General features: G+C 54.2%; 22 protein-coding genes and 2 pseudogenes. 14 read left to right on the top strand and 10 right to left on the bottom strand.

All coding sequences use genetic code 11. The annotated features are described in order from the left end of the window. Positions 1-6: 6 nt before the first annotated feature. Positions 7-108: pseudogene (locus tag SELIN_RS04065) on the bottom strand (transposase); the annotation flags it as partial. An 81-nt stretch (positions 109-189) separates the two neighbouring features. Between SELIN_RS04065 and SELIN_RS15565 the strand changes: the two are divergent. The 5 genes and pseudogenes from SELIN_RS15565 to SELIN_RS15330 form a co-directional block, all read left to right on the top strand. Further along, positions 190-330, top strand: a complete 141-nt coding sequence (locus SELIN_RS15565) for a rhodanese-like domain-containing protein (protein ID WP_425481174.1) — start codon at positions 190-192, stop codon at positions 328-330. A gap of 73 nt (positions 331-403) precedes the next feature. Further along, entirely contained in the window at positions 404-1,618 is a 1,215-nt protein-coding gene (locus tag SELIN_RS04070) for an ISL3 family transposase (protein ID WP_013505421.1), read from the top strand. Between the two features lie 290 nt (positions 1,619-1,908). Continuing rightward, entirely contained in the window at positions 1,909-2,226 is a 318-nt protein-coding gene (locus SELIN_RS04075) for a transposase (RefSeq protein WP_198007093.1), read from the top strand. 23 nt (positions 2,227-2,249) lie between these two features. Continuing rightward, on the top strand, positions 2,250-3,068 hold the full coding sequence (locus SELIN_RS04080) for an IS3 family transposase (protein ID WP_232218762.1): 819 nt from the start codon (positions 2,250-2,252) through the stop codon (positions 3,066-3,068). 60 nt (positions 3,069-3,128) lie between these two features. Further along, positions 3,129-3,761, top strand: a pseudogene (locus SELIN_RS15330) (IS3 family transposase); the annotation flags it as partial. Here the strand turns inward: SELIN_RS15330 and SELIN_RS15480 are convergent. Next, positions 3,734-4,312, bottom strand: coding sequence for an RHS repeat-associated core domain-containing protein (locus tag SELIN_RS15480; RefSeq protein WP_083805916.1), 579 nt, complete (start codon positions 4,310-4,312; stop codon positions 3,734-3,736). The pseudogene SELIN_RS15330 and the gene SELIN_RS15480 overlap by 28 nt on opposite strands. A gap of 232 nt (positions 4,313-4,544) precedes the next feature. Here SELIN_RS15480 and SELIN_RS04095 point away from each other — a divergent pair, with 232 nt between their 5' ends. From SELIN_RS04095 to upp, 6 genes are all read left to right on the top strand, one after another. Continuing rightward, positions 4,545-6,902, top strand: a complete 2,358-nt coding sequence (locus SELIN_RS04095) for an endonuclease MutS2 (protein WP_013505422.1) — start codon at positions 4,545-4,547, stop codon at positions 6,900-6,902. Positions 6,903-7,018: 116 nt separating this feature from the next. Continuing rightward, on the top strand, positions 7,019-7,768 hold the full coding sequence (locus tag SELIN_RS04100; RefSeq protein ID WP_013505423.1) for a Tim44 domain-containing protein: 750 nt from the start codon (positions 7,019-7,021) through the stop codon (positions 7,766-7,768). 3 nt (positions 7,769-7,771) lie between these two features. Continuing rightward, positions 7,772-8,809 (top strand): N-acetyl-gamma-glutamyl-phosphate reductase, encoded by a 1,038-nt coding sequence (gene argC, locus SELIN_RS04105; RefSeq protein WP_013505424.1) that lies wholly within the window; start codon positions 7,772-7,774, stop codon positions 8,807-8,809. A 13-nt stretch (positions 8,810-8,822) separates the two neighbouring features. Continuing rightward, positions 8,823-9,617, top strand: a complete 795-nt coding sequence (locus SELIN_RS04110) for a septal ring lytic transglycosylase RlpA family protein (RefSeq protein ID WP_013505425.1) — start codon at positions 8,823-8,825, stop codon at positions 9,615-9,617. An 84-nt stretch (positions 9,618-9,701) separates the two neighbouring features. Further along, a complete protein-coding gene (locus SELIN_RS04115) occupies positions 9,702-10,916 on the top strand; it encodes a solute carrier family 23 protein (protein ID WP_041726510.1) in 1,215 nt (404 codons plus the stop codon). Positions 10,917-10,918: 2 nt separating this feature from the next. Next, positions 10,919-11,548: a uracil phosphoribosyltransferase gene (gene upp / locus SELIN_RS04120; protein ID WP_013505427.1), complete on the top strand. Its 630-nt coding sequence runs from the start codon at positions 10,919-10,921 to the stop codon at positions 11,546-11,548. A 76-nt stretch (positions 11,549-11,624) separates the two neighbouring features. Here upp and SELIN_RS04125 read toward each other — a convergent pair whose 3' ends face one another. From SELIN_RS04125 to SELIN_RS04140, 4 genes are all read right to left on the bottom strand, one after another. After that, positions 11,625-12,200, bottom strand: coding sequence for a D-sedoheptulose-7-phosphate isomerase (locus SELIN_RS04125; RefSeq protein ID WP_013505428.1), 576 nt, complete (start codon positions 12,198-12,200; stop codon positions 11,625-11,627). A 19-nt stretch (positions 12,201-12,219) separates the two neighbouring features. Next, on the bottom strand, positions 12,220-12,777 hold the full coding sequence (locus SELIN_RS04130; RefSeq protein WP_013505429.1) for a TlpA family protein disulfide reductase: 558 nt from the start codon (positions 12,775-12,777) through the stop codon (positions 12,220-12,222). A 123-nt stretch (positions 12,778-12,900) separates the two neighbouring features. Then, positions 12,901-14,082 carry a cation:proton antiporter gene (locus tag SELIN_RS04135; protein WP_013505430.1) on the bottom strand — a complete coding sequence of 394 codons (1,182 nt, stop codon included), beginning with the start codon at positions 14,080-14,082 and terminating at the stop codon, positions 12,901-12,903. Then, positions 14,079-15,512, bottom strand: a complete 1,434-nt coding sequence (locus SELIN_RS04140; RefSeq protein ID WP_013505431.1) for an NAD-binding protein — start codon at positions 15,510-15,512, stop codon at positions 14,079-14,081. Before SELIN_RS04140 ends, SELIN_RS04135 begins: the two co-directional genes overlap by 4 nt. 377 nt (positions 15,513-15,889) lie before the next feature. Between SELIN_RS04140 and SELIN_RS04145 the strand changes: the two genes are divergently transcribed. Both SELIN_RS04145 and cydB read left to right on the top strand, forming a co-directional pair. Further along, complete coding sequence (locus SELIN_RS04145) at positions 15,890-17,428, top strand: cytochrome ubiquinol oxidase subunit I (RefSeq protein ID WP_013505432.1); 1,539 nt, start codon at positions 15,890-15,892, stop codon at positions 17,426-17,428. Further along, complete coding sequence (gene cydB / locus SELIN_RS04150) at positions 17,428-18,558, top strand: cytochrome d ubiquinol oxidase subunit II (protein ID WP_013505433.1); 1,131 nt, start codon at positions 17,428-17,430, stop codon at positions 18,556-18,558. Before SELIN_RS04145 ends, cydB begins: the two co-directional genes overlap by 1 nt. 255 nt (positions 18,559-18,813) lie before the next feature. Here cydB and SELIN_RS04155 read toward each other — a convergent pair whose 3' ends face one another. From SELIN_RS04155 to SELIN_RS04170, 4 genes are read right to left on the bottom strand one after another with little or no spacing between them, the layout of a single operon-like run. Then, positions 18,814-20,292 carry a flagellar assembly protein A gene (locus SELIN_RS04155; RefSeq protein WP_013505435.1) on the bottom strand — a complete coding sequence of 493 codons (1,479 nt, stop codon included), beginning with the start codon at positions 20,290-20,292 and terminating at the stop codon, positions 18,814-18,816. 14 nt (positions 20,293-20,306) lie between these two features. After that, a complete protein-coding gene (locus SELIN_RS04160; protein ID WP_041725921.1) occupies positions 20,307-21,551 on the bottom strand; it encodes an EAL and HDOD domain-containing protein in 1,245 nt (414 codons plus the stop codon). Positions 21,552-21,607: 56 nt separating this feature from the next. Then, the gene (locus SELIN_RS13790; protein ID WP_013505437.1) at positions 21,608-22,282 is read right to left on the bottom strand and encodes a LexA family transcriptional regulator; all 675 of its coding nucleotides are present in this window, start codon (positions 22,280-22,282) and stop codon (positions 21,608-21,610) included. Positions 22,283-22,336: 54 nt separating this feature from the next. Then, the gene (locus SELIN_RS04170; protein ID WP_013505438.1) at positions 22,337-23,566 is read right to left on the bottom strand and encodes a sensor histidine kinase; all 1,230 of its coding nucleotides are present in this window, start codon (positions 23,564-23,566) and stop codon (positions 22,337-22,339) included. A gap of 359 nt (positions 23,567-23,925) precedes the next feature. Here SELIN_RS04170 and SELIN_RS04180 point away from each other — a divergent pair, with 359 nt between their 5' ends. Then, positions 23,926-25,227: a homoserine dehydrogenase gene (locus SELIN_RS04180; RefSeq protein ID WP_013505440.1), complete on the top strand. Its 1,302-nt coding sequence runs from the start codon at positions 23,926-23,928 to the stop codon at positions 25,225-25,227. Positions 25,228-25,229: the final 2 nt, after the last annotated feature.

Genomic DNA, 25,229 nt, shown 5'->3' on the forward strand with positions numbered 1-25,229 from the left:
CATTATAGATATGCCGTGCTTGCGACATACCTCCTTCACCGGCAAACCGGATTCCACTTCCTTGAGAATAGACACTATCTGCGATTCACTGAAACGGGACTTTTTCATCTTGAGCCTCCTGGGGAATTCCAGAATACTCTAATTTCTACCTGTCGGGTATAGGGGGAAGCTTACATCATCCTTATCAGTATGCAGAGTGCGGAAGATTATGCCAAAGGACATATCCTCGGAACGATTAATATTCCTGGTGCTGATTTTTTAAACGGCGATAAGCGTCTTTTGCAGCTTCCGAAAGATAAAAAGATAACCGTTACGGCTCTTCCGTATTGAGGATACATTGACAAAAAAGTGAGCATGGTGCCACTTATCGGGATTACAACCAAATAATTCCGGGAGAAGCACCATGCTCACCAGTGTTCTTTACCATGCCTACGGCCTTGCTGGCTACGATTACATCCGCACAGAGTATTGCGGCAATACCATCAATTTCCATGTCCGGCCCCGTAAAAAGCTGATTCGCTGCCCTGCGTGCCTTGGCCGTTCTGTCATATTACGCGGCAGTAGCATTCGTCGGTTACGAGGTTTGCCTTTGGGGATCAAGTCCACTTGGTTGCACGTCCACGTTCCACGCATCCAGTGCCTTCAGTGCGGTAGTGTCAGGCGGGTGAGTCTGAAAATAGCCTCTCCACGGTGTTCCTACACCCATGCATTTGCTCGGTATGTGGTCTCCCTTGCCCAAGCTATGACCCTCATTGATGTAGCACGGCTTCTTGGTATAGGCTGGGACCTGGTCAAGTCCATTTTCAAGCAGTATCTGCATCATCACTACAGTAGCCCTTCACTTGCTGGGCTTGAGTATATCGCCATTGATGAGAAATACACAGGACGCAAACATGGCTTCATTACTCTCGTCATTGACCTTGGTTCAGCCAGGGTCGTATACGTTGGAGCAGGCAAACAGGCAGAAGCGCTTGATGGTTTCTGGAAACGCCTTGGTCGTCGCAAGTCATCTATCAAAGCCGTTGCTGCTGACATGAGTCCGGCTTACCGGTCGGCAGTGCTCGAACACCTTCCATCTGCTGCGTTGGTGTTTGATCGTTTCCATGTCGTCAAGCTTATGAATGAACGCCTTACCGATATTCGCCGCGAGCTGTACCATGAGCTCACAAGTCAGCATGACAAGAGCATTCTCAAAGGCACTCGCTGGATGCTTCTCAAAAATCCGCAGAGCATTGGCGAGCAAACCAGTGATCATGAACGCCTTGAACTTGCCCTGCAGGCCAATCGACCATTGGCGGTTGCCTATTACATGAAAGAAGATCTCCGCCAGATATGGCAACAAACTGACAAGGTAACTGCCACGGTATTCCTCGATGACTGGATCAACAGGGCTCAAGCATCAGCTATCAAAGGATTGAAGAAAATGGCCAAAACGCTGGAGAAGCACCGAGAGGGAATCCTGAACTGGTATGATCACCCCATATCAACAGGACCACTTGAGGGGATCAACAACAAAATTGATACCCTCAAAAGGCAAGCCTATGGATACAGAGATATGGAATTCTTCGAGCTCAGAATAAAGGCCCTCCATAATTCAAAGTACGCTTTAACCGGATGAACCGTTACCTGCTATCTTGGACACTACTCAAGTATGGGAGCGATGCTCCTTAACCAGATGAGTTATGAAGCCTACAGTCTTCGCTGGGGAGCATCCGGCTGGAATATAAATCTGACAGAAGATATTTCAGCTATGCTTACCGCAGGATTTGGGCTGGATGTAGAAAAACAGACTAAGGGTTAGAAAACAGGGTACATCTATAATGGGCCCAGTAAATCGGACAGGGGTTTAAGTTTGGCAAAGTCATCGGAAGTGGCGTAGATTGACCTGATCCAAACATCACCTGGAGAGTGACTATAGTGCAACGTAAGACATTTACCAATGAGTTCAAAGCCAAGGTAGCCCTTGAGGCGCTGCGTGAAGAAAAGACTGTTCAGGAGCTGGCTCAGGAGTATGAGGTTCATCCCCAGCAGATCAAGGAGTGGAAGAAGCGTGCTCTGGAAGCCATGCCTGATATATTCGATCGTCCCAACAAGAAGAAGGGCAAGGACAAAGAGGATCGCAATGTTGACGCCCTTTACAAGCAAATTGGCATGCTTCAGGTTGAGAAGGACTTCCTAAAAAAAAAGTATGTGCAACTCTACGGTCACGAGCCAAAAATGCCATAGAGCCAGGCCATAAAAACCTGAGCATACGGATGCAGTGCAAGTTGCTTGGCATCAGCCACTCGACCTACTATTACCAGTCACGTTCGTCGGCGCTGGAGGAATCTGATCTTGAAATACTGAAGGTTGTTCTCAGGGTGCTGCAAGACATTCCCACCTTCGGTTATCGCAAGATAGCCATACAGCTCAATGAGGAACATGATATGGCCGTGAGTTCCAAACAGGTGCGGCGCATTATGCACAAGCATGGGCTGCGTGCGATTTACCCCAAACCCAATCTTTCACGGGCCAACAAGCAGCACAAGAAGTATCCGTACTTGCTGCGAGGATTGAATATCTGGCTTCCCAACCAGGTTTGGGCCACTGATATCACGTACTTGAAGCTTGGCGCCAAGACGGTGTACCTGACAGCTATCATAGATCTGTTCAGCCGCAAAGTACTGAGCTGGCGCATCTCCAACACCATGGATACCTGCTTTTGCCTCGAAGCACTGGATGAAGCCATCAGACGCTATGGAGTCCCTGGGATATTCAACACCGACCAGGGAAGCCAATATAGCTCAGAGGCATTTACGCAAAGACTCAAGAGTCACGGCATCAGAATCAGCATGGACGGCAAAGGCAGAGCCCTTGACAATGTCTACGTAGAGCGCCTTTGGCGCAGTGTGAAATACGAAAACATCTATATCAAATGCTATGAGAACATGACCGAACTCAAGGAAGGAGTAAAGCGATACTTCACCTTCTACAATAGCAGAAGGTTTCATCAGTCTCTTGACTACAGAACACCAGACAAAATGTACATGTCAGTATTTAGAATAAAGGAGGAAAAGCTTGCGGCATAGGCTGCAATAAGAAAACTTAAACTTCCTCGAAATATGTCTGGACAACTGGGCCCACTTTAATCAGATGCCACGTACTATAACTGGAAATCCAAGTATGGTGGCATGCAGGCGTCAGATCTTCGTCGTATGAAGGAGCTTGAGCGAGAACTTTCCAAACTTAAGCGAATGTATGCGGATATGGCTCTTGAGAATCACGCTCTTCGTGGCTTGATCGAAAAAAGCTCTGAGGCCGAGCGCGCAGCGTGATGCTGTAGAGCACCTTATCAGCGAACACCGTCTTTCTGTGCAGCGCAGCTGTCAGTGTGTCGGTCTGTCGCGCTCGGCCTGGTATTACAAGCCCAAAGAGAAGCCCTCTGATGATGCTGTGATCGAAGCTATTCATAAGGTATTGGAAAGCAAACAACAGTGGGGGTTCTGGAAAGTATGCCAGAGTCTTCGTAGAGAACACCCCTGGAACCATAAGCGCATTTACCGCGTATATCGCCTCCTGAAGCTGAACTTTCGAAACAAGGGGAAAAAGCGTCTGCCCGCTCGTGTGAAGATGCCACTGCTTGCTCCGCCACAGCCAAATCAGACCCGTCTGCTGATTTCATGAGCGATGCGCTGTGCTCTGGACGGCGTTTTCGGACATTGAATGTCCTTGACGACTGTAACCGCGAAGTGGTTCACATCGAAATTGATACCTCAATAACTTTTCCACTCCCAAAACTTCCCCGCATCCCTTCAGCCGTATTTGTCGTGGCGTCCCACATGTAGGCATGGTTGCCAAAAAAGGGAAATCCGTCTACTTTGCGATTGCAGATAAGTACCTGTAACCCCATCGGATCAACCAGGCTCACCGGATTCCCGTTGACATACGAATACGTATTCAACCCACCCGCCAGCCCAATCGGGTCACTCTGAGTATATCTTCCAGTGGTGGCGTCATAGTAACGGTGCCAGTTGCACCACAGTCCGCTTTCCTGATCGTAGTACTGGCCAGGAAAGCCCAGATACAGCCCGCCGATCTGGTCAATCTGCACGGTGCGGTCAAAGGCCCTGTTGTCAGCTTGCCAGACCACGGCTTTGCTGTTGTTGGTCACCACTTCGGGCCGGCCCAGGTGATCGTTGTGGATGAAGGAGAGTGTACTGCCCTTGATCAAGCCGATGGGCTGGCCGTGCAGCCCGATATACTGGGTGGTGAGTGCGGTGCCGTTGGCCGACGTCTCGCCCAGCAATGCGCCATGGACAAGAAGGACAATCACCGCAAGATAGCTATATAATTTTGTTTTGAATTGCTAATGATCTGCAATCGTATTGATCTACTGCAAAATGTCAATATATATTTCATATCAGGTCGCGCTTGCTCCACGCAGACATTCTTGACTAATAGCTGCTGACACGGCATAGTTCGCAGATCGGTTCATGGAAACATATCGCTGCCGTGGCTGCCATATGTCTCCATGCTCACCAGCACGCACTCCGGAGTATCTGAATATGACCACAACCAACCACGCCCTGGCGGTGCTGGAATACGCCAGGCTCAAAGAGCTGCTCAAGGAATTCACGGTTTCCAGCCTTGGCAAGCGGGAGCTTGATCGCCTGGAGCCTGCCCATTCCTATCTGGATGTGCGTTCGCGCCATGCCATCAGTCTGGAGTTCTATCTACTGAACCGCGACCACGGCGGTATTCCCTTTGGGCCTCTTTACGATCCACTGTGGTTGTGGGAGAAGATCGGGCAGAAGGGGGAGCTGCTGGAGCCGGGTGAGCTTTTGCAGGTGGCCCGTTTTCTGCTGGTGGTAAAGGGCGTCAAGGCCTTTCTGGCGGAGCTGGCGGGCGATACCTTTGTGCGCAGTCGCGAGATGGGGGGCGATCTGCATCCCTGCGCGGATCTGAAGAGCCGCATTGAGCTGTGCATCGAAGAGGGTGGCCAGATCAGCGACAGCGCTTCCCCCAATCTCAAGCGCATTCGGCGGGAGCTGCGCACGGCGCGCTCCAGGGTCAAAAAACAGATGGAGCGCTACCTGAGCGATGCCCAGTACAAGGACATCATCATCGACCCCATTATCACCATTCGCCGCGACCGTTACGTCATTCCCCTGCGCTCCAACTTCAAGGGCAAGATTGACGGCATCGTGCAGGATCACTCGGCCAGTGGCGGCACCTTTTTTGTGGAGCCCAAGGAGAGCGTGGAGCTGAATAACCGTCTGGCGGAGCTGCAGGCGGGTGAGCGCGAAGAGGAGTACCGCATTATCCGCGAGCTGGGCGAGCTGGTGCAGTCGCGCCTGCGGGCCTTGCAGGAGAATACGGCGCTGCTGGCGCGCATGGATATGTACACGGCCTTTGCCCGCTACGCCATCCGTTACCATGGAACGTTCCTGGAGCCTTCCCAGCACAAGGGCTGCTGCCTGCCCAGGCTGCGCCATCCCTTGCTGAAAAATCCGGTTCCGGTGGACGCGTATCTGGGAGGCGAGCACCCCTCCATGCTGCTGATCACCGGCCCCAACACCGGCGGCAAGACTATCGCCCTCAAGTCCCTGGGGCTGGCGGTACTGAGCCACAACAGTGGCATGCCGGTGCTGTGCAGTGAGGTGGAAAGCTTTATGGGCTATTTTGACAGTGTCTTCGCCGATATCGGCGACGAGCAGTCCATCGAGCAGAACCTCTCCACCTTCAGCGGCCATATCGTCAACATCGCCCATGTGGCGGGCAATGCCACGGAGCGCTCCCTGGTGCTGCTGGACGAGTTGGGCAGCGGAACCGACCCTGAAGAGGGCGGCGCCCTGGCGGTGGGGATTCTGGAATACTTCCGTCAGCGCAAGTGCAGTGTGGTGGCCACCACCCACCATAATGCCGTCAAGCGCTACGCCTTCACCACGGGCGGAATCGGCAACGCCTGCATGGAGTTCGACCTGCAGACGCTGCAGCCCACCTATCGCATTCTCTATGGCTATCAGGGGGAATCCAGCGCCCTGGCCATCGCCCAGCGCCACGGCTTGCCCGGGGAAATCCTGGAAACTTCCCGAAACTTCCTGGAAAGCCAGTCCGGCGAAGAGGCCAAGACCATTGCGGCCCTGGAGCGCAAGTTGGAGAAGTTTGCCCGTCGCAGCGACCAGTTTGAGCGCGAGTCCAGGGAACTGAAGGAGAAGTTGCGCACGGTGACCCTCCAGCAGCAGAACCTGGACAGCGAGGCCCAGCACATCCTGCAGCAGGCCACCATGCAGGCGCGGGACATTCTGCGCCAGGCCCGCCGCGAGGCCGATGGCTATATCAAAAAACTCAAGGACACCTCGGTGCGCCAGCACGCCGAAGCCCAGGCTGAATTCAACCAGCTCAGCCGCCAGGTCTACGCCGAAGCGGACCGCATGGAGCGCTCTCACCTGGAAAAGCCCCTCTCACTGGAGCCGGGGCAGCGGGTCTTTGTGGCAAAGCTGCAGCGCGACGGCACCATTGTCAGCCGCAGTGGCAAGAGCGTGCAGGTGGAAGTGGGGGGCATGACCATCAAATCCCGCGCCGATGAGCTGTTTGCGCCCCGCGATACGCAAAGTCCAACGCCGGCAGCCAGTGAAGGCAGGAAGTCAGTGTCAAACTACCAGGCACCTGCCACCAGCGTGAAACCCGAACTGTTACTGGTGGGCAAGCGGGTGGAAGAAGCCCTGGACGAACTGGAAAAGTACATCAGCAGTGCCGCCGTGGCCGAGCGTGAATCAGTGCGTATCGTCCACGGGCTGGGCAGTGGACGCCTGAAGCGAGCCGTGCGGGAGTATCTGCAGCAGAGCCCCCTGGTGAAGGAGTTGCGCGACGGCGAGGCCTTTGAAGGTGGTCTGGGCGCCACGGTGGTGCAACTCACCTGATCCCGGCACGCTTGCGCGCCTTGCCTGATGCCTTTTTCCACGGCACGCTAATTCTTTACTTTTGACGGTCATGTCAGTATTCTGTGACCACAAACTTTCCCGGAGGATTCCAGCGAATGAAGCGTTTTCCCTTTGTACTCCTGCTCATCTTTGTGTTCATATATTCCATTTCCACATCCCATGCGGCACCATCCTCCAATTCCGCCACATTCAGTATTTTTGATATTCTCTTTATCGGCGCGATCATCTTCTTCATCGTGCGCGCCCTGCGCGGTCGCACTTCCCGCAACAACAACCCCAAGGACGACTGGACCCTCGGCGGCAAAGACCAGGACAGCTATTCCCCTACCGCCAGCAACGAACCGCGCACAACACCCGGTGCAGACAAGATTACCTCCCTGTATCCTGAACAGACAACCCACAAAGGACTGCGCCCCATTGAGATGAGCGACCCCAACTTCACGGAAGGTGACTTTCTGGCTGCCGCCCGCGAGGTTTTCAGCACAGTGCAGCAGGCCAAGGCCAACGAAGAGCTTGAACAGATTGAGTTCCTGATGGACAAGGCTATGCTCAACCAGCTTCAGGAGGACATTGCCACCTGGCGCAAAGAGGGCAAGCGCGTTCAGCTGGATTCCGCCACCATCCACTCGGCACTGGTGGCCGATGCCATTCAGCAGATGGGAACGGACTGCATTACGGTGAAATTTGAAGCAACCCTGGACCGCACTTTCCTGCCTGTCGATGTTGAGGGTGAACCTGAGCCGGTACACGAAACAGTCACGGAATACTGGCGCTTCATGCGCAATATCGGCGAAGCCGCCTGGCAGCTGATAGGCGTGTATGACGCCGACGAGTACGAGGAGTAAACAATGATACGGGCCGCCATTATCGGGGCTACCGGCTACACCGGCGCGGAGCTGATGCGTATTCTGCTGCTCCATCCGGAAGCAACCCTGGAAGTCGCCACCAGTCAGTCCAGCTGCACAGAGCGCGTCACCGACCACTATCCGGCCCTGCATGGCCTGTGCGATCTTCGCTTCGAAGAGAACATACCGGAGTCCATAGCCAGGCGCATCGATGTGGTCTTTCTGGCGCTGCCCCATGGCGAGGCCATGGAAGCGGCCATTGCCTACCACCAGCTGGGGGTGAGGGTTATCGACCTGAGCGCCGATTTCCGCATTGATGACGCCGGCGCCTATCGGAATATCTACGGCAAAGACCACCTGGCCCCCCAACTGTTGCGTCAGAAAGTCTATGGCCTCAGTGAGATCAATCGCACCGCCATTGCCGCCAGCTCTCTGGTGGCCAATCCCGGCTGCTATCCCACCTGCACACTGCTCTCGGTGGCTCCCTTGGCGCAGAAGGGCCTTCTCTGCAATCCCGTCATCGTCGACGCCAAAAGTGGTGTCAGTGGTGCTGGCAAGAAGCCCGGCCCCCGCACCCACTTTGTGGAAATCAACGAAGGTTTCTCTCCCTATGGCGTGGGCACCCACCGCCACCAGCCGGAGATCACCCAGGAGATGGACAAGCTGGGCACTCTGCAAAGTGACGTGATATTCACCCCCCACCTGCTCCCCCTGAGTCGTGGCATGCTGACCACCACCTACCTGGGACTGCAACCCGGCACCACGGTGGAACAGGTTGTGACTGCCTATGAACAGTTCTGCCAGCACGAACCCTTTGTGTACTTTCTGGGCCTGGACCGTTTCCCCAGTGTGCGCGACGTGCGTGGCTCCAATAACTGTTTCATCGGCATACACATCGACATTGCCCATCAGCGGGCCATCGTGATTGCTGCCATTGATAACCTGATGAAGGGTGCGTCGGGGCAGGCGGTGCAGAACATGAACATCATGTTCGGCCTTCCCGAAGACTGCGGCCTGAAGGGTATGCTTCAAGTGCTCTGACGGAGTCGTATCCATGCGCATTGTGCTCACGCTGCTGCTTCTGGCCTCCACTCTGTGGCTGACCACCGCCTGCGGACCACGGGATCCACGGGCTTCCATGCCACCCATACGCAAGGACTTCGGCACCCCCGCCGGACACGCTCCCGGCACCTTGCGATCCTATACCATCGACGGACAGACCTATCATCCCGTTGAAACTGTCTCCACGGGCTTTCGTGAGCGGGGCATCGCCTCCTGGTACGGTCACCCCTTCCACGGACGCAAGACCAGCAACGGCGAGACCTACGACATGTACAAGTTCACGGCCGCCCATAAAACCCTGCCCATGAACGTCTATGTGCAGGTGAACAATCTGGAGAACGGCAAGTCCACCATCGTGCGCATCAACGATCGTGGACCCTTCGCGCCACGCCGGATCATCGATCTTTCCAAGGCTGCGGCAGAGCGTATCGACATGGTCGGCCCCGGCACAGCTCCCGTCGAAATCATCGTGCTGGGCTACAACCTGCGCGATCCCCGCGCGCAGACGACCCGCCACCAGACCGGTGATTTTTTCCGCTCCCGGGAAATGATCCAGCAGGGTAATTTCACCCTGCAGGTGGGCGCTTTCCGCAGCCGTGAAAACGCAGAACAGCAAGCGCAACAGCTCCGTACCCAGTACCAGCACGTGAGTGTCACTCCCCATGACTCACCCCAGGGAACACTTTACCGGGTCAGGGTCGGCAGGTATACTACCCTCGCGACAGCCGAACTGGAGAGCGAGCGGCTGCAGCGCCGCGGTGTGGACAACGTCGTGGTGGCTCAGTAGCTCTGTACCAGACCAACACTGTTTATCGCCTGTAACGGGCATAGAATACTTTCTCTGGAGGAATGTTTGGAATCCCTGTCACCCATCCGGAAAACCATTACCGGCGTACAAATGCTCTTTGTCGCTTTTGGCGCCCTGGTTCTGGTTCCCCTGCTCACCGGCCTTGATCCCTCGGTCGCCCTCTTCACCGCCGGCATCGGCACCCTGCTCTTTCAGTTTATCACCAAACGCACAGTGCCCATCTTCCTGGCCAGCTCATTTGCCTACATCGCCCCCATCATCGTTGCCACAGAGCTCTATGGCCTGCCCGGCACATTGGGTGGTCTGCTGGCCGCCGGTCTGGTGCAAGTGGCCCTCTCCTTCGCCGTGCGTCTCAAAGGTGACGGTTTCATCCACAAGTATCTGCCCGCCATTGTAGTAGGGCCAGTCATCATGCTGATCGGGCTGATTCTCGCTCCAGTGGCCGTGAACATGGCCCAGGGAATGACTGGCGACGGCAGTTACCAGCTGGTGCCGCTGCCCCAGGCCATTACGGTTGCCGCTGTATCTCTGCTGACCACCATTGGAGTGACCCTGTGGGGACGAGGCATGCTGCGTTTTATTCCGATCCTGATGGGCGTCGGCAGTGGTTACGCTACTGCTTTGATTCTGGGTATCGTCAGTTTTGACCCCATTCGCGAAGCCCAGTGGTTCTCAGTACCGGCCTTCACCATGCCCGAATTCCACCTGGCTGCCATTCTCTTTATGATTCCCGTGGTCATTGCACCGACCATTGAACACATCGGCGATATGATCGCCATTTCCAAGGTCACCGGCAAAGACTATCTGAAGGAGCCGGGTCTGAAGAATACCCTGCTGGGTGACGGCCTGGCCACCTCCACAGCCGCCATGTTCGGCGGACCACCCAACACCACCTACTCTGAAGTGACCGGCGCTGTGGCCCTGCTGCGCATCTACGATACAACCATCATGACCATCGCCGCCATCACAGCCATTACCCTCGCCTTTGTGGGCAAGCTGGGAGCCATACTGGCGACGATTCCCGTGCCCGTCATGGGTGGTATCATGATCCTGCTCTTCGGCATGATCACCGCCATCGGCATTGGTTCCCTGGTACGGGCCAAGGTGGATATGGCCAACGGACGCAACATGATCATCGTCGCCGTCATTCTCGTCTTCGGCATCGGCGGTATGGCGCTGAATATCGGCCAGTTTCACCTGGGCAGCCTGGGGCTTGCCGGACTGGTGGGCGTCATTCTGAACATTGTGCTGCCACAGAACCTGGGCAAGGAGAGCTGAGCGTGCAGGATGTCTTTATTGTGGATCATCCGCTGATCCAGCATAAACTTACCTATATCAGGGACAGGAATACTTCCACCAAGATGTTCAAGGAGCTGCTGGAAGAGGTTTCCATGCTGATGGCCTATGAGATCACCCGCAACCTGGAGCTGGAAGATACTGATATCGAAACTCCCCTGGTGCCAACCAGGGGTAAGGTGCTGGGTGGCAAAAAGCTGGCGGTGGTACCCATTCTGCGGGCAGGCCTTGGTATGGTGCGCGGCATTGAAAACCTGATTCCCAATGTGCGCATTGGCCACCTGGGTATGTATCGCGATCACGATACCCTGCAACCGGTAGTCTACTACAACAAGCTGCCCCAGGATATGCACCAGCGGGATGTTATTCTGGTGGACCCCATGCTGGCGACAGGTGGCAGCGCTGTCATCGCCGTGGATGAGCTGAAAAAAGCCGGAGCACGCAGTGTCAAGTTTATGGCGCTGATCGCCGCGCCAGAGGGCATCCGTCACTTCTTCGACCATCACCCCGATGTGCCGATCTATGTGGCCGCTGTAGATGAAAAGCTCAGTGAGCAGGGCTACATTCTTCCCGGGCTCGGTGATGCGGGAGATCGCATTTTCGGGACCAGATAACGCTGATTTTCTACACACAAACGCCCCCGCAGGAGATTCCCGCAGGGGCGTTTTCTGTTATCACGAACGGGAGAAGCTACCCGAACTCCATACGTTTTTCGATCAGATCGCACAGGATGTGGATCACCATGATGTGCATCTCCTGGATACGCGGTGTATGGGGTGAGGGAATGATGATAGAGTGGTGGGTCATGGCGGCCAGCTTGCCACCATCGCGACCACTGAGGCTGATGGTGACGCCGCCTTTGCGATGGGCCTCTTCCATGGCGCTGATCACGTTGGGGGAATTGCCGGAAGTGCTGATGCCAAAGACAATATCACCTCCCTGACAGAGCCCTTCCACCTGGCGCCGGAAGACATTTTCATAGCCATAGTCATTGGCGATGGCCGTCATGGCGGCATTGTCAGCGCACAGGGCAATGGCGGGATAGGAGTGGCGCTCCAGCAGAAAGCGACCGAGCAGCTCACCGGCCATATGCATGGCATCACTGGCCGAGCCGCCATTGCCCATCAGCAGCACCTTGTGCTTGTGGCGCAGGGCGCCGGCTATCACATCGGCGATGGTGGCAATGGTGGGGATCAGCTGCTCCATCTGATCAAGCAGCTGACGGTGTTCCTTCAGCTGGCGGCTGATGATATCATAGGTATCCACTGACTTTCCTCCTGGGCACTCAGTGTGCCATAAGCCTTTCAATCAGGTCATCCATTTCGGTGCCACGGGGAATGCCCACAAAGCGGCGCACGGGATTGCCTTCCTTATCCAGGATGTCCGACGTCGGCGTTGAGGATATGCGGGTGTTTTCAATAACATAGCCCGCGCTGGTATGCACCACGGGGAAGGTGATGTTGTTCTGCTGCAGGTAACGCTCAAGCTCTGCCGCCGAAATGCGGTCCAGGTTGAAGCTGATAATGTCAAAGTCGCTGCCGTAGTGGGTGTCATAGAGCTTCTGCAGGTGTGGCAGCTCCTGCACACAGGCGGGGCAGTCCTTAGACCAGTAGTTCACCAGCAACACATTGCCTTTGTTATTGCCGATGCTCACCGAACGTCCGAAAACATCCGTGAAACTGGCCTGCTGGATGTGCGCGGAAAGGTGTACCGCTTCGGCCTGGATGGTTTGCTTGTCTCCCGAGAGGCCGATAAAGAGGATCAGGCCGACGATTATGGCCAGTGCCAGGCCGGAGCCAATCCAGAAGGTGCTGCTGCTTTTCTTCTTCGTATTTTTTGCCATGAAAAACCTCGTATTCTGTCATGAAGTCAACAAGTGAGGAAACTAGCATAAAACCCGGCGAAGCCCAAGGAGATTTCATGCCGGAAACCAGCTGCTTGCCACCAGGATCATCCGGAGCTCTGCTCAGAATTTCGGCTGGGAGGGTATCAGGAGTCGCTGCCCAATGAAACGCATCAGCGAAGGATAGACCAGAGCACAGATCATGGCCGCCAGGACGATGGTCACCGTGACGCGGTCGCTGATCATGCCAAGGCTCTGCCCCAACTGGCCAAAGGCCACCAGCAGTGTCAGGGGAAACGATGTTGCCAGGGGAATGATCATGACCTCGCGCATGTTGCGTCGGGAAAAGAAGAAGGGGAACAGCCCGAAAATGCGGATCAGCAGAAACACCAGGGAAAAGGCCAGAGCGTCCAGAACCACCTGCACCTGTGAAAGCATGGTGTGATCAAACTGGAAACCCACATAGATAAAAAAGATCGGTATCAGAAATCCATTGCCGAAGGTAGAGAAACTTTCACGGATATTCTCTTTTTCTTTGAAGATGGCCGAGAAGAGGATGCCACCGATGAAAGCGCCGATAATCGGCTCAATACCCAGGGCCATGGCAAGGGCAACAAATGAAAGCATGATGACAAAGTTACTGCGGATGCCGGACTCGCTCAGGTTGCCGGTTTTGACAAAGACAGAAATCAGCGAAGGGAACCACCAGAGCCATAGCTGTAAAAAGCGCAGAAAAAGGTAGGCGGCAAAGGAAAACAAAAACACATAGAGAATTTGCATGGCCGCCACTGGTGTAAAGCCAAACTTGTGCTGCACTACAAAAAACGTAAAGGCCAGAAGAACATAGATTTCCGCGACACTGGCGAGAATCAGTATATTCTTGCCGAACTCCCCATGCAGCAGGCGCATCTCCCGCAGCACCGGATACAGCAGGCCAATAGCCATCGTGCAGTAGAGCAGGAGAAAGAATGGCGGCTGATTCAGAAGGAGAACTGCCAGGATCGCGAAGAGAACAATGCACGCAAAATACGCGTGCATCACCACGATCTCGCGGGTTGGTAGACTCTTCATCTCCTCAAGGTCAATTTCCAGACCTGCCATGTACATGAGCACGATAAAACCAAAGCTGGCCAGAAAGCTGATGGCATCACCATCGGCAAGGGAAGAGGCGAAAAAACAGCCTATCAGAATGCCATACAGGATCTCGCCCACAGAGCCGGGGATGCGCAGAGCCCTGCTGATATTGGGCATGATAAACGCGCCCGCCACAAACAGCAGCAGGGTGAAGGCATCCTGCTGGCTCATACCCGGTCACCATGCACAACTACCAAAGTAGAGAGGTGCGTCTTGCGGGTCAGCAAAAAGGGAACATTGGGACGAAAGAAGGAGAGGGGCGACGTGGAATCGTGGGCCGTGATCAACAATCCGCTCCTGGCGTCTTTCAGTGCTGCCAGAGTCTGCAGAACAGGATTTCCCTCCAGCACCCGATAGTCAATTTTGGTCTTGTAAATATTCCCGAAGTCCGAAACCAGCTCCTGGCGCTGTTGCACCTCTTCCACCTCTTCACGACCACGCAACTCACGGGGCAGCGCGACAAAAAGCACCCTGAGAGGTATCTGCAGCATCTGCGAAAGTTCCATGCCAACTTCAAGGGCGTATACGGGCTCATTGCAGTTCAAAGATATGTAAATACTGGTGAAAGGATGCGTTCCCCTGGAAATAAAGAAGGGCTTGCGCGCCATGCGGAAAATTTCTTTGCCGGTAAAGCTCCAGAAAAACCAGCTTTGATTTCCTGGAATACTGAAGAGCCCTGTCTGCTCTCCACTCCCCACAATTTGCATGATATGCGGAATTGAGGGCTCAATAGAAAAGGAGATGTCACGGTTCTGCCGCACTTTCTCAGTGAGTTCAGAGCTTAAACGATCCCGCAATGGGTAAAAATTCAGGCGATTTGCCTTGAGGTGGCGAAAGAGGTACACCACTTCATCAACTGTGGTCGGAAAGTTTCTATCCAATGGTGCCGCAATGGCGTTTCCATACTGAACGGGAAACTGTGGAGTTCCCTGCAGGAACGTATTGGCGAGACTTTCGAGGATCTTTGGCTCCCCGAAGAGCACCACCCGATCACCAACCTGAACCACCTCCTCACCCACCGGCAGAACAATTTCGTTATTGCGGTATAAAGCCGCTATAAACCACTTTGAGGGTCGCAGGGTGCGGATCTTGCGATCGGTCAGATGGGATTTTGCCAGAACAGAGAGTTCGATAATCTCTCCGCGCTTCAGGCCAATGTCAATTGCTTTGGAGTAGTTGCGCTGCAGTTTATTGAGGATGATATTGATGGAAACGCTGAAGGGCTTGATGGGCACGACATTAAAAGGAAGGTAGGCATCTTCGTCAGAATCTTCGTAAATCAACACCATCAATGGTACTTCCAGATGGAAAAATTCCCGTACCAGACGGCAGATTTCCAGACTGATATCCGACTCCTTGACGGCGACGATAATGGAATCAATGCTGGCTAGTGGGAGTTTTTTCCAGGTCACAATACTGCTGGCATCGCCGGTAATAAACTCTGTACCGGGAAAATTGTTTGCAAGCAACCCTGTCTTGCGTTGATCAAGATCTATGACAATAGGATTCCAACCCTGGTCCAGTTCCGCCAGCAGCCGTTGTTCAAAGTAACCAAGGCCACATAATACCACACGGCGATCTGTCTCCAGCATTCGTATCATGCACCCTCCAGTAAAGTGTATCCCGGCGCTGCACCCCACTGCAGCAAAACATAACAGCAGTCTCAAGCAACGCACATTTGCGAAGCTTGCCCCGACGCTGCTGATGTGCTGTTTTACTCTATTTGCACAGAAAAACGAAGCGAAAAGCTCCAATCTGCTGCCTTGTTCACACAGCAGCGAGCTGCGTTAGAAATGAAAATTATTCTTGACTGAGTCGGTAAACAATATCATAATCGCCAATGTGATTCGGGAAAATAATCACAATTCGCCATCTGCTCTTTCTCAGTACAGTGACACGTGATAGGATGCGCCTGTCAGCTGAAATGAGAAAAGCGCAGGCACTTTAACGCGGAAAAGACTTACACAAGGAGTCGTCTATGGAGTTGGCTACCGGAATAGGGTACGTGGACTGGTCACGTCTGCAGTTCGCGGTTACCGCAATGTTTCACTTTATTTTTGTTCCGCTCACGCTCGGTCTTGCCTTTATCGTGGCTATCATGGAAACCATCTACGTCAAAACCGGTGATGAATACTGGAAGATGGTGACAAAGTTCTGGATGAAGCTCTTTGCCATCAACTTCGTGGTCGGTATTTCCACCGGGCTCATTATGGAATTTCAATTTGGCACCAACTGGTCCAACTACTCCTGGCTGGTGGGCGATATTTTTGGCGCTCCTTTGGCCGTGGAGGGTATTGTGGCCTTCTTCCTGGAGGCGACTTTCTTCGCCGTCATGTTTTTTGGCTGGGACAAGGTACGCCAGGGAACGCACCTCTTCGCCACCTGGATGGTTGCCATCGGTTCCAACCTTTCAGCATTGTGGATTCTTATCGCCAACGGCTGGATGCAGTATCCGGTGGGATCGCACTTCAATCCCGACACGGCACGCAATGAAATGCTCAACTTCTGGGAGATTCTCTTTTCGCCAGTGGCCATCACCAAATTCCTGCACACGGTAGCCAGTGGCTATGTGGTTGCCGCTCTCTTTGTGGTGGGCATCAGCGCCTGGTATCTGCTTAAAAAACGCGATGTGCAGTTCGCCAAGCGCAGTATGGCCATCGGCGCGGCCTTCGGCCTGATGATGTCCATATTCCTGGCCATGAGCGGCGATGAATCCGGCTACGAGATTGCCCAGAAGCAGCCCATGAAGCTGGCTGCCATGGAAGGTCTCTATGATGGCGAGCGTCAGGCTGGCGTCGTGGCCCTGGGGATGCTGACACCAGGAAAACGACCTGGTGACGACCGCGACCCCTTCCTCTTTGATATCCATATTCCCTATGCTCTCTCCTTCATGGGCTATCGTGATGTCAATGCCTTTGTGCCTGGCATCAATGATCTGGTCTACGGAAATTCCACCGAGGGAATTGAATCGGCCAGCACCCTGATTGAACGTGGCAAGACCGCGCAGTCAGCCCTGGCATCATACAAGCAGGCCCAGGACAACGGCGACTTTGTGGCAGCGGCACGGTACCGTGCGCTCGTGGAGCAAAACGCTCCCTACATCGGTTACGGCTACCTGGAAAACCCCACTGACATTGTTCCGCCGGTGGCTCTGACATTCTACAGCTTCCGGGTCATGGTAGGCCTTGGGGTCTTCTTCATTGCCCTCTTCGCCGGTATTTTCTTCTTCCTGCGACGAGGGACCATAGAAGACAAGCCCTGGTTCCTGCGCCTGTGCGTCTTCTCCATCCCCCTTGGCTTTATCGCCGCCCAGGCCGGCTGGCTGGTAGCTGAAATCGGGCGTCAGCCCTGGGCCATCCAGGATCTGTTGCCGGTACAGGCTGCCGCAACCTCTATTGGCGCGGGCGCGGTGCAGATCACCTTCTGGCTCTTTGTCCTGCTGTTTATCATCTTCTTCATTGCCGGTCTGCGGGTTATGCTGCAGCAGATCGTCATCGGACCACAGGGAGGCAAGTGATGTTTGGAAGCTTTGAACACCTGACACTGCAACAATACTGGTGGATCATCCTCTCACTGCTGGCGGGTCTGCTGGTCTTCATGATGTTTGTCCAGGGCGGTCAGACACTGCTGCGCACCCTGGCCAGGGACGAAGAGGAAAAGGGCCTGATGATCAATTCCCTGGGACGCAAGTGGGAGCTTGGCTTCACCACCCTGGTGCTCTTTGGTGGCGCTTTTTTTGCCGCGTTTCCGCTTTTTTATGCCACCAGCTTCGGCGGTGCCTACTTTGTGTGGATGGCGATTCTCTACTGTTTTGTCCTCCAGGCGGTATCCTATGAATTCCGCAGAAAACCGGGCAACCTTCTGGGTGCTGGCACCTACGAAACCTTCCTGCTGATCAACGGCAGCATCGGGGTCATCCTGATCGGGACTGCCGTGGGCACTCTTTTCAGTGGAGCGGCCTTCAGCCTCAATGAGTACAATCTCTCCCAGTGGCAGAACGACCTGCGCGGGCTTGAAGCGGCCTTCAACCTGTTTAATGTCTCCCTGGGCCTTGCCGTGTTCTTCCTGGGTCGCATGCTGGGTGCCATGTACTTTATGAACAATATCGACCACCAGGGGATCCGCGAACGGGGCCGCAAGTCGGTGCTCATCAACACCATCCTGTTTCTGCCGTTCTTCCTGATCTTCGCCGTGTGGCTGCTGCTGCGTGACGGCTACGCCTACGACCCTCTCAGCGGCGTTGTCTTCCTGGAGAGCTACAAGTACCTGAAGAACTTCCTGGCCATGCCCGTGGTACTGGTCATGTTCCTGGCTGGCGTGCTGCTGGTTCTCTACTCGGTATTCATCACCGTGTTTAAAAAATCCCTCAGCGGTATCTGGTTCGGTGGGCCAGGAGCAGTGCTGGTGGTCATGAGCCTGTTCCTGAATCTGGGGCTCAACAACACCGCATTCTACCCTTCCTACTACGACCTGCAAAGCTCGCTGACCATCGTCAACAGCTCTGCCAGCCACTATACGCTGACAGTAATGAGTTACGTCTCCCTGGTGGTTCCGGTGGTGCTGGGATACATTATCCTGGCCTGGCGAGCCATGGACCGTAAAAAAATCACGGCTGAAGAGATCAGCCAGAACAAAGAAGCGTATTAAGGGGGAGCATATGTCTGAACTGGTGAAATCGGCCGTCATGCTGGCCGTCTGGCCGGTGTTGATCTACGCCAGCTACCGTTTCTGCTTCTGGAGCCTGAAGAGCTATCTGAAAAAAGAGCAGTAACCGAAGGGGGAACTGTATTGCCCCTGCTGCCAAGGGCACAAAACGCACACCTCCGAAGTGTTCACACATAACAAAAGCGGCGAGGCCTGAAGGCCCGCCGCTTTTGCCTTGTTTCAGCTCTGCCTGCGTTCTCAGCGGCCCAGCTTCTCGATGATGCAGTTGTTCTCAAAGTCGTAGGTAAAGGTGCAGCGGCTGCGGGTGGAATTCAGGTATTTTTCTACTCCATACATGTCGATGACGGTATCGCGATCGCAATGGGAGAGAATGCGAATGGTACCCGGCGTACGCTGAATCATCGTCTTGATAACCTCCTTGAAGCGAACCAGCAGCTCGCGCACCTGGGCAAGGCGTTTGGCTTTCTGGGATGCGTCGGGAGGGATAAACCAGGCATGGGGATCCGTGGAGAGAATGTTGCCACCTTCGTCAAGTTTGATGGCGTATCCGGGGGGAACCAGGTGTACATTGTGACTGCGCCGGGCTTCGCCCAGCAGGGATTCGCTTTTGATGCCGATATTGGCAAAATAGCTTTCCAGCAGCTCCATTTCGAAACTGAGATTGGAGTACTGGCTGCGAAACTGGTTGATCACTTCCAGCGCGCAGGGATCATAGGCGATGATGAAGCTGGGCATATTCAGTGAGGAATTGATTTCGGAGATGACCAGTTCATCGTAAGCGGTGATGCGACTGGATATCACCGAGTTCACCATGACGTTGGTGCCAATGACTTCCGTGCGGGCGATGGACTTGATGACTACTTCGCGTTCGCTGGTTACCCTGGCGTTTTCGGCGAAATCCATTTGCGCCAGCCTGCGCGCCTTGATATTCCCGTAGCAGCCACCGTTTATCACCACACTTTCACCCTTGATGACGGCATTCTTCTCCACATGGCCTTCAATGGTGACATCTCCGGTGGCTTCGATCTCAAAGCCGGCCTTCACGGTGCCGGTAATGGTAACAGAGCCATCAAAGCGGATATTGCCCGTTGCATAATCCACATCGCCTTTCAGGGCGAATACTTCACTGACGATAATGGTCTGTTCCTGCTGCAGGACAACACCATCGCGCTGGGCAATGAACAGGGTACGTTCATTATCGGGATAGTGCTGCTCCCGCACACCGGCACCTGCCTTGAGCTTCAGGCGGTTCTCTCCATTGCGGGCGGCGATGGTTTTGCCGAAAATGGTAAAACCCTTCACTCCCTTGGTGGCCCACTGAATCTCCAGAATCGTATTGCCGGACTTGACCTCTTTGACCAGCCCCCGCTCCCGGAAGTTGATGGCACCGGTCTGTTCGTCAATTTCACCGGGGCTACGCTCCAGGTCAATGGAATAGTGGACCGATGAGTCTTCACCATGAACGGGAGGAACTCCGGTGGCAATGGTAATGCGCAGGGGAAATCCCATGGCGCTTTTGGCGTGCTCACGCTGTATCTGTCGGATCTGCTGCGTGACGTCAATCACATAGGGTTCGGCAATGTGCGCCACATCCACCGCGTCGCGCCAGACGGTATCGCTGAGGTTGCGCAGGCTGTATATCAGCAGCGTCGCTTTCAGCTTGTCATCGGATATCTCCAGGGACACGGTTCTGGTAACAGGAATCTTGCTGCTCACCGCGGCCCTCCTGTTCAGCGTTCCAGGGTTCGGATAAAGTTCTGCAGAAACTCGTAGGTATTGATGCGCATATTCTCCAGCGCATCAAGGTCAAGACCAAGCCCGGCGGCATAGCCTTCCACGGTATCCGTGGTCTGCTTTTCCATGGCCTCTACCAGCTGCAGCATGGTGCCGATACGCCCCTCATAATGAAGCACGGCCTCCGACACCACTTCACTGAGTTTCAGGCTGCTGATGATTTCAGTTTTGTCCATCTGGAAGATCACGTCCACCAGGGAGAGAATGCCCACCAGAAAGCTCTGATCTTTTTCGGCACTGGCGGAGCCGTACAGATGGGCTGCAATTTCCTCCATCAGCTTGGCGCGAAAGATGGCCGACTCAAAGACTGGCCCGCGCAGTCCACCATTCTGGGGATCAGAGTAGCAGAGCAGGAGCAGCCAGTTCTGGAGCTTGATGCGCCCCATCAGGGTGATGGCATGGTGCAGGGAGGCAATATTGCTGCGCAGGTAGAAGGCACCGGAGTTGATGTATTTGAGGAGATTGACGCTGAGTTCCGGGCAGAATTTCAGCTCGCTTTCGATTTCCTGGGACGTGCTGGTTTCCGAATTCAGCAGCTGAATGGTTTTCAGCACTGTCAGTTTCGAGGGCTCGTAGGCATGGCCTTCAATGACTTCGGTATGGGCGAAGTAATAGCCCTGGAAAAGCGAGAATCCCAGCTTGCGGCACAGTTCCACATCGCGGCGATTTTCCATTTTCTCGATAATCAGCGTGGTGTAGAACTGCCGGTAGGTGTGGGCCATGCGCACCAGTCGACGCGGGCTGTTCAGGCTGAAGTCCACCTTGATAAACTCCACCTTGTCCACCAGGTTCTTGAAGCGGGTCAGGTACTCCCGCTCGAATATCACCTCATCCAGGGCAAAACGGTATCCCTTGAATGACAGGTCGCGCACCCGCTCCACCAGCTCATCGGAAATAGTGCTGTGTTCAAGGATTTCAAAGACAATCCGGTCCTGGGGCAGAGCTTCAATGGCATCGGTCATCAGAAAACGATCATCGATGTTGACAAAGCCAAGCTTATCGCCGATGAGGTTGTTGATCCCGAAATTCATGAGAAAATTCACCAGGGTTCGCGCAGAGGCCTGAACAGAATCTTCATACACCGTAAAGTTGGCTTTTCCATGGCGGAAAAACAACTCATAGGCAACAATCTGGTTATCGGCATCCAATATGGGTTGTCTTCCGATATATATCTTGTGCATGGTGTGTACCCCAGTCGTAATTTTTTCCGTCAATGTCTCTCCACATTGCTCCAAACTCAGATACGTCCGCCTTTCCACACCACCAGACCAAAGATATCTTCAGCAGACAGCTGCTCTGGATGCACCCTCTCGGAGGGATAGGCCGGGTTATCGCTGAAAAAGCGTAAAAATCCATTCAACAGGAGCTCTACTCTTTTAATGATCAGGTTCTGTTTCGCCTGAAAAACATAAATACCATTGGTTTCAATAGCGGTACAGCTCCTGTCCACGACCATCAGATCCCCTTTGCGTATAGTCGGTTCCATGCTGTCACAATGGGCGCGCACGATGGCCATGGTCTCTGTTGAAAACCCTATGGCCTGCAGCAGCTGATCCTTGCTGTGGGGAGACACAACTGTCTCAAGGGTTCTGTCATCAATCGGGCTGTGCTCATATTCATAAAGCAGTTCATTCTCTTCGCGGGAGGGCTTACCAGAAAGAATTGCCGCTGTTTTTGCCTGAAAAGCAGATACTCCCACCATCTGCCCGTGTTCAGAGATACCGATAAGCGCATCCATGCTGACCTGATAATCCAGCGCGATCTTCAGCATCCACTCCAGAGGAAAAAATCCCCGTTTCTTGGCCCCGGAAACCGAGGCCGGGTTAATTCCCAAGGCATCCGCCAGCTCTGCCTGGGTGGACAAGCCGGTCAGCTGCTGTATTCTGCTCCATGCACCGTTAAAGGGAACCATGGCTGCTCCTGTTTGCCTGTGGGATGGGTAAACCCGGATATGCGCCGTGTGGAATCACTGCACCTCAATACTCAGGGGCAGCCGGATCGTCGTTCGCGTACCTTCGCTGGTATTTTCCACACTGATGACTCCCGCCATCTTTTCCTCTATGACAATTTTCGCCAGATACAGCTCTGTACCCGTCCCTCGCACCACTCCACTGCCAACCCCCCGCTCACGGGTAGTGAAGTAGGGGTCGAATATCCGCGCAAGAACAGACTCGTCAATACCTCCACCATTATCACTGATGGCGATAATCACTTCACCCGCTGTCTGCTCCACATGAATGAGAATCCTGCCTGGCTTGCGCGCCAGAATAATCGCATCGCGAGAGTTGCCGATAATGGACAGCAGTACCTGTTGAAACTCACGGGGGTAGCCGAACAGTGAAACATGAGAGCTGGTGTCTTCGAGGGTGATGCGGATATTGTTGTCCTTGAGCTGTGGCCAGATAAAGATCAGCACACTCTTAAGCGCCTCTTCCAGCTCAAAACGCACCTTGCTGGCATCAGGCTTGAGGATATTGCGAAAGGTGTCTATCGTGCCCGAAAGCATCTTCAGCTCATTGATAATGTCTTCGGTATACTGCTGCAACCCGGTACTGCTCAGAGTGCCTTCATCGTAGTCCATTCGCAGGCTCTCCACCAGCAAGGACACAACCGTCAGAGGCTGCCGCCAATGGTGCGCAACGGCACTGAGCATCTCGCCCATGGCGATAACACGGGTGCGCTGCAGGATAATATGCTGCTGCTGAAGACAACGCTCAGACTCCTCCTGGACACGTTTATTCAGGTAGGTATTCGCTTCACGCAAATCATCAAGGCTTTTATCCACCTGCGATTCCAGGGAAGACACCTTCTCCTCAAGACCACGAAAGCCTGAGCGCAGATGCAGCAGATTCCGCAGGCGACCCAGCAGCTCGACCTTGTCTACAGGCTTTGTAACCACATCGTTCAGGCCGGCATCGAGGGCTTCGTAGAGAGCCCACTTATCCCCTTTTTCCGTAACCAGAATGCCCACAACATGTTCTCGTCCCGGCACCTGACGGATCTGACGAAATATATCCAGCCCACTGGCTCCGGCCAGTTCGGCGTCCACCACCAGGACATCCACCGGATTCTCGACACACCAGGCGAACCCCTGAACTTCACAGGCAAATCGCTCAGCGCGACTGTGCAGCTTTTCTGCAGCGGCCTGCGTCAATTCTGCTGTGGTAATACTGCCGATGCTGACTACCGTGTTCATGGAGCACCCTCCTGCAGGTCGTACACACTATCCTCTGGAAGCAGCCACAGAGCCGGTGAGCCGGCACCTGCGACCGCCTGACATTAGCCTCTTATTAATCCATACTGTCAATATGTATACTTCAGGCTAATTTTGTCAAGGCACTTCTCCTCCGTAGCTACATTGACATTCATTATGCGACATATCGACCCATTAATTTGCACAAAGCTAATCGCGGCACTCCCGCCAGCTCCACTCCCCTGACTGCCCTTCAGGCAGAGTGCCACCCCTTCTTCTGTGCCGCTCACCATGCATGAGCCTGTTGACATAAATCATGAAATTGTCGTACATTCCCACCACTTGGAACTCAGGAGATATTCATGAAACAGGTCAATGTTGGGTTACTGGGATACGGTGTTGTCGGAAAAGGCATTGCCGATATTCTGGAGGCCAACCACCAGCTTATTGCACAGCGAACCGGGGTCGACATCCGGGTCACCAAAGCCCTGGTTAAGGATCTGGACGAAGTCCAGGAAAAACCACCCCATATAGAAATCACTGTCGACCCTTACGCCATTTTTGATGACAGCTCCATTGATATCGTCGTCGAGGTCATGGGCGGTTATGAACCGGCCCGGACCTTTTCCATAGAAGCGATGAAGCGCGGCAAGCACGTGGTCACTGCCAACAAGGCCTGCATCGCCGCCCACTACTGCGACCTGCTTGCTGCTGCCCAGGAGAATGGCGTTTCTTACCTCTTTGAAGGGTCTGTCGCCGGAGGCATTCCCATTGTCCGGGCCATCCGTGACAGCCTGACCGCGAATAATGTCCGCAGCATCAGTGGCATTATCAATGGCACCGCCAACTATATCCTCTCCAAGATGACTGACGAGAAGATCTCCTTCTACGAAGCCCTGGCCCAGGCCCAGAAACTCGGCTATGCCGAGGTTGACCCCACCTTTGATATCGAGGGCATCGACGCCAGCCACAAAATCTTCATCCTGGCCCTGCTGAGCTGGGGGGTAGAGCTCGACTTCAACGCTATCTACACCGAGGGAATTTCCAACATATCACCCATTGATATTGAACTGGCCCGCGAGTTGAATAACAAGATCAAGCTGCTGGCCATCGCCAAGGAATGCGACGGCGATATCGACATCCGCGTTCACCCCACCATGGTGGGTGAGGATCACCCTCTCTACAGCGTTGACGGCGTCTTCAACGCGGTGTACCTGGAAGGTGACTACCTGGGACCGGCCATGTTCTACGGACAGGGGGCCGGACGCTACCCCACCGGTAGTGCCGTGGTGTCTGATATTATCGAGATCGCCAGAGACATGGCCTGTGATATTGCCGGAAAGCGCATTCAACCCTTTGGCTACCATACTCTGCGCAAAGCGCGCATCGTCTCCATAGAAGAGATTCATTCAGCCTTCTATATCCGTTTCACAGTCAAGGACACCGTGGGAGTGCTGCGCGATATTTCTCGTATTCTCTCCGAACACGGTATCTCCATCGCCTCGGCCATACAAAAAGAACGCGGCATCCAGGCAGACGACAGCGTCCCCTTTGTCATCATCACCCACGAAGCCAGGGGATATGATATTCTCCTGTCAATCCGCGAAATAGAACGGCTGGACTTCTGCACCGAACCCCCTGTCATGATCCGCGTGGAGGACTAAAA

The organism is Desulfurispirillum indicum S5 (assembly GCF_000177635.2).
Taxonomy (GTDB): domain Bacteria; phylum Chrysiogenota; class Chrysiogenetes; order Chrysiogenales; family Chrysiogenaceae; genus Desulfurispirillum; species Desulfurispirillum indicum.

Excerpts from the sequence above, each read along its gene's own strand:
- SELIN_RS15565 (WP_425481174.1), top strand. The coding sequence starts at position 190 with ATGCAGAGTGCGGAAGATTATGCCAAAGGACATATCCTCGGAACGATT.
- SELIN_RS04070 (WP_013505421.1), top strand. The coding sequence starts at position 404 with ATGCTCACCAGTGTTCTTTACCATGCCTACGGCCTTGCTGGCTACGAT.
- SELIN_RS04095 (WP_013505422.1), top strand. The coding sequence starts at position 4,545 with ATGACCACAACCAACCACGCCCTGGCGGTGCTGGAATACGCCAGGCTC.
- SELIN_RS04100 (WP_013505423.1), top strand. The coding sequence starts at position 7,019 with ATGAAGCGTTTTCCCTTTGTACTCCTGCTCATCTTTGTGTTCATATAT.
- argC (WP_013505424.1), top strand. The coding sequence starts at position 7,772 with ATGATACGGGCCGCCATTATCGGGGCTACCGGCTACACCGGCGCGGAG.
- SELIN_RS04110 (WP_013505425.1), top strand. The coding sequence starts at position 8,823 with ATGCGCATTGTGCTCACGCTGCTGCTTCTGGCCTCCACTCTGTGGCTG.
- SELIN_RS04130 (WP_013505429.1), bottom strand. The coding sequence starts at position 12,777 with ATGGCAAAAAATACGAAGAAGAAAAGCAGCAGCACCTTCTGGATTGGC.
- SELIN_RS04135 (WP_013505430.1), bottom strand. The coding sequence starts at position 14,082 with ATGAGCCAGCAGGATGCCTTCACCCTGCTGCTGTTTGTGGCGGGCGCG.
- SELIN_RS04140 (WP_013505431.1), bottom strand. The coding sequence starts at position 15,512 with ATGATACGAATGCTGGAGACAGATCGCCGTGTGGTATTATGTGGCCTT.
- SELIN_RS04145 (WP_013505432.1), top strand. The coding sequence starts at position 15,890 with ATGGAGTTGGCTACCGGAATAGGGTACGTGGACTGGTCACGTCTGCAG.
- cydB (WP_013505433.1), top strand. The coding sequence starts at position 17,428 with ATGTTTGGAAGCTTTGAACACCTGACACTGCAACAATACTGGTGGATC.
- SELIN_RS04160 (WP_041725921.1), bottom strand. The coding sequence starts at position 21,551 with ATGCACAAGATATATATCGGAAGACAACCCATATTGGATGCCGATAAC.
- SELIN_RS13790 (WP_013505437.1), bottom strand. The coding sequence starts at position 22,282 with ATGGTTCCCTTTAACGGTGCATGGAGCAGAATACAGCAGCTGACCGGC.
- SELIN_RS04170 (WP_013505438.1), bottom strand. The coding sequence starts at position 23,566 with ATGAACACGGTAGTCAGCATCGGCAGTATTACCACAGCAGAATTGACG.
- SELIN_RS04180 (WP_013505440.1), top strand. The coding sequence starts at position 23,926 with ATGAAACAGGTCAATGTTGGGTTACTGGGATACGGTGTTGTCGGAAAA.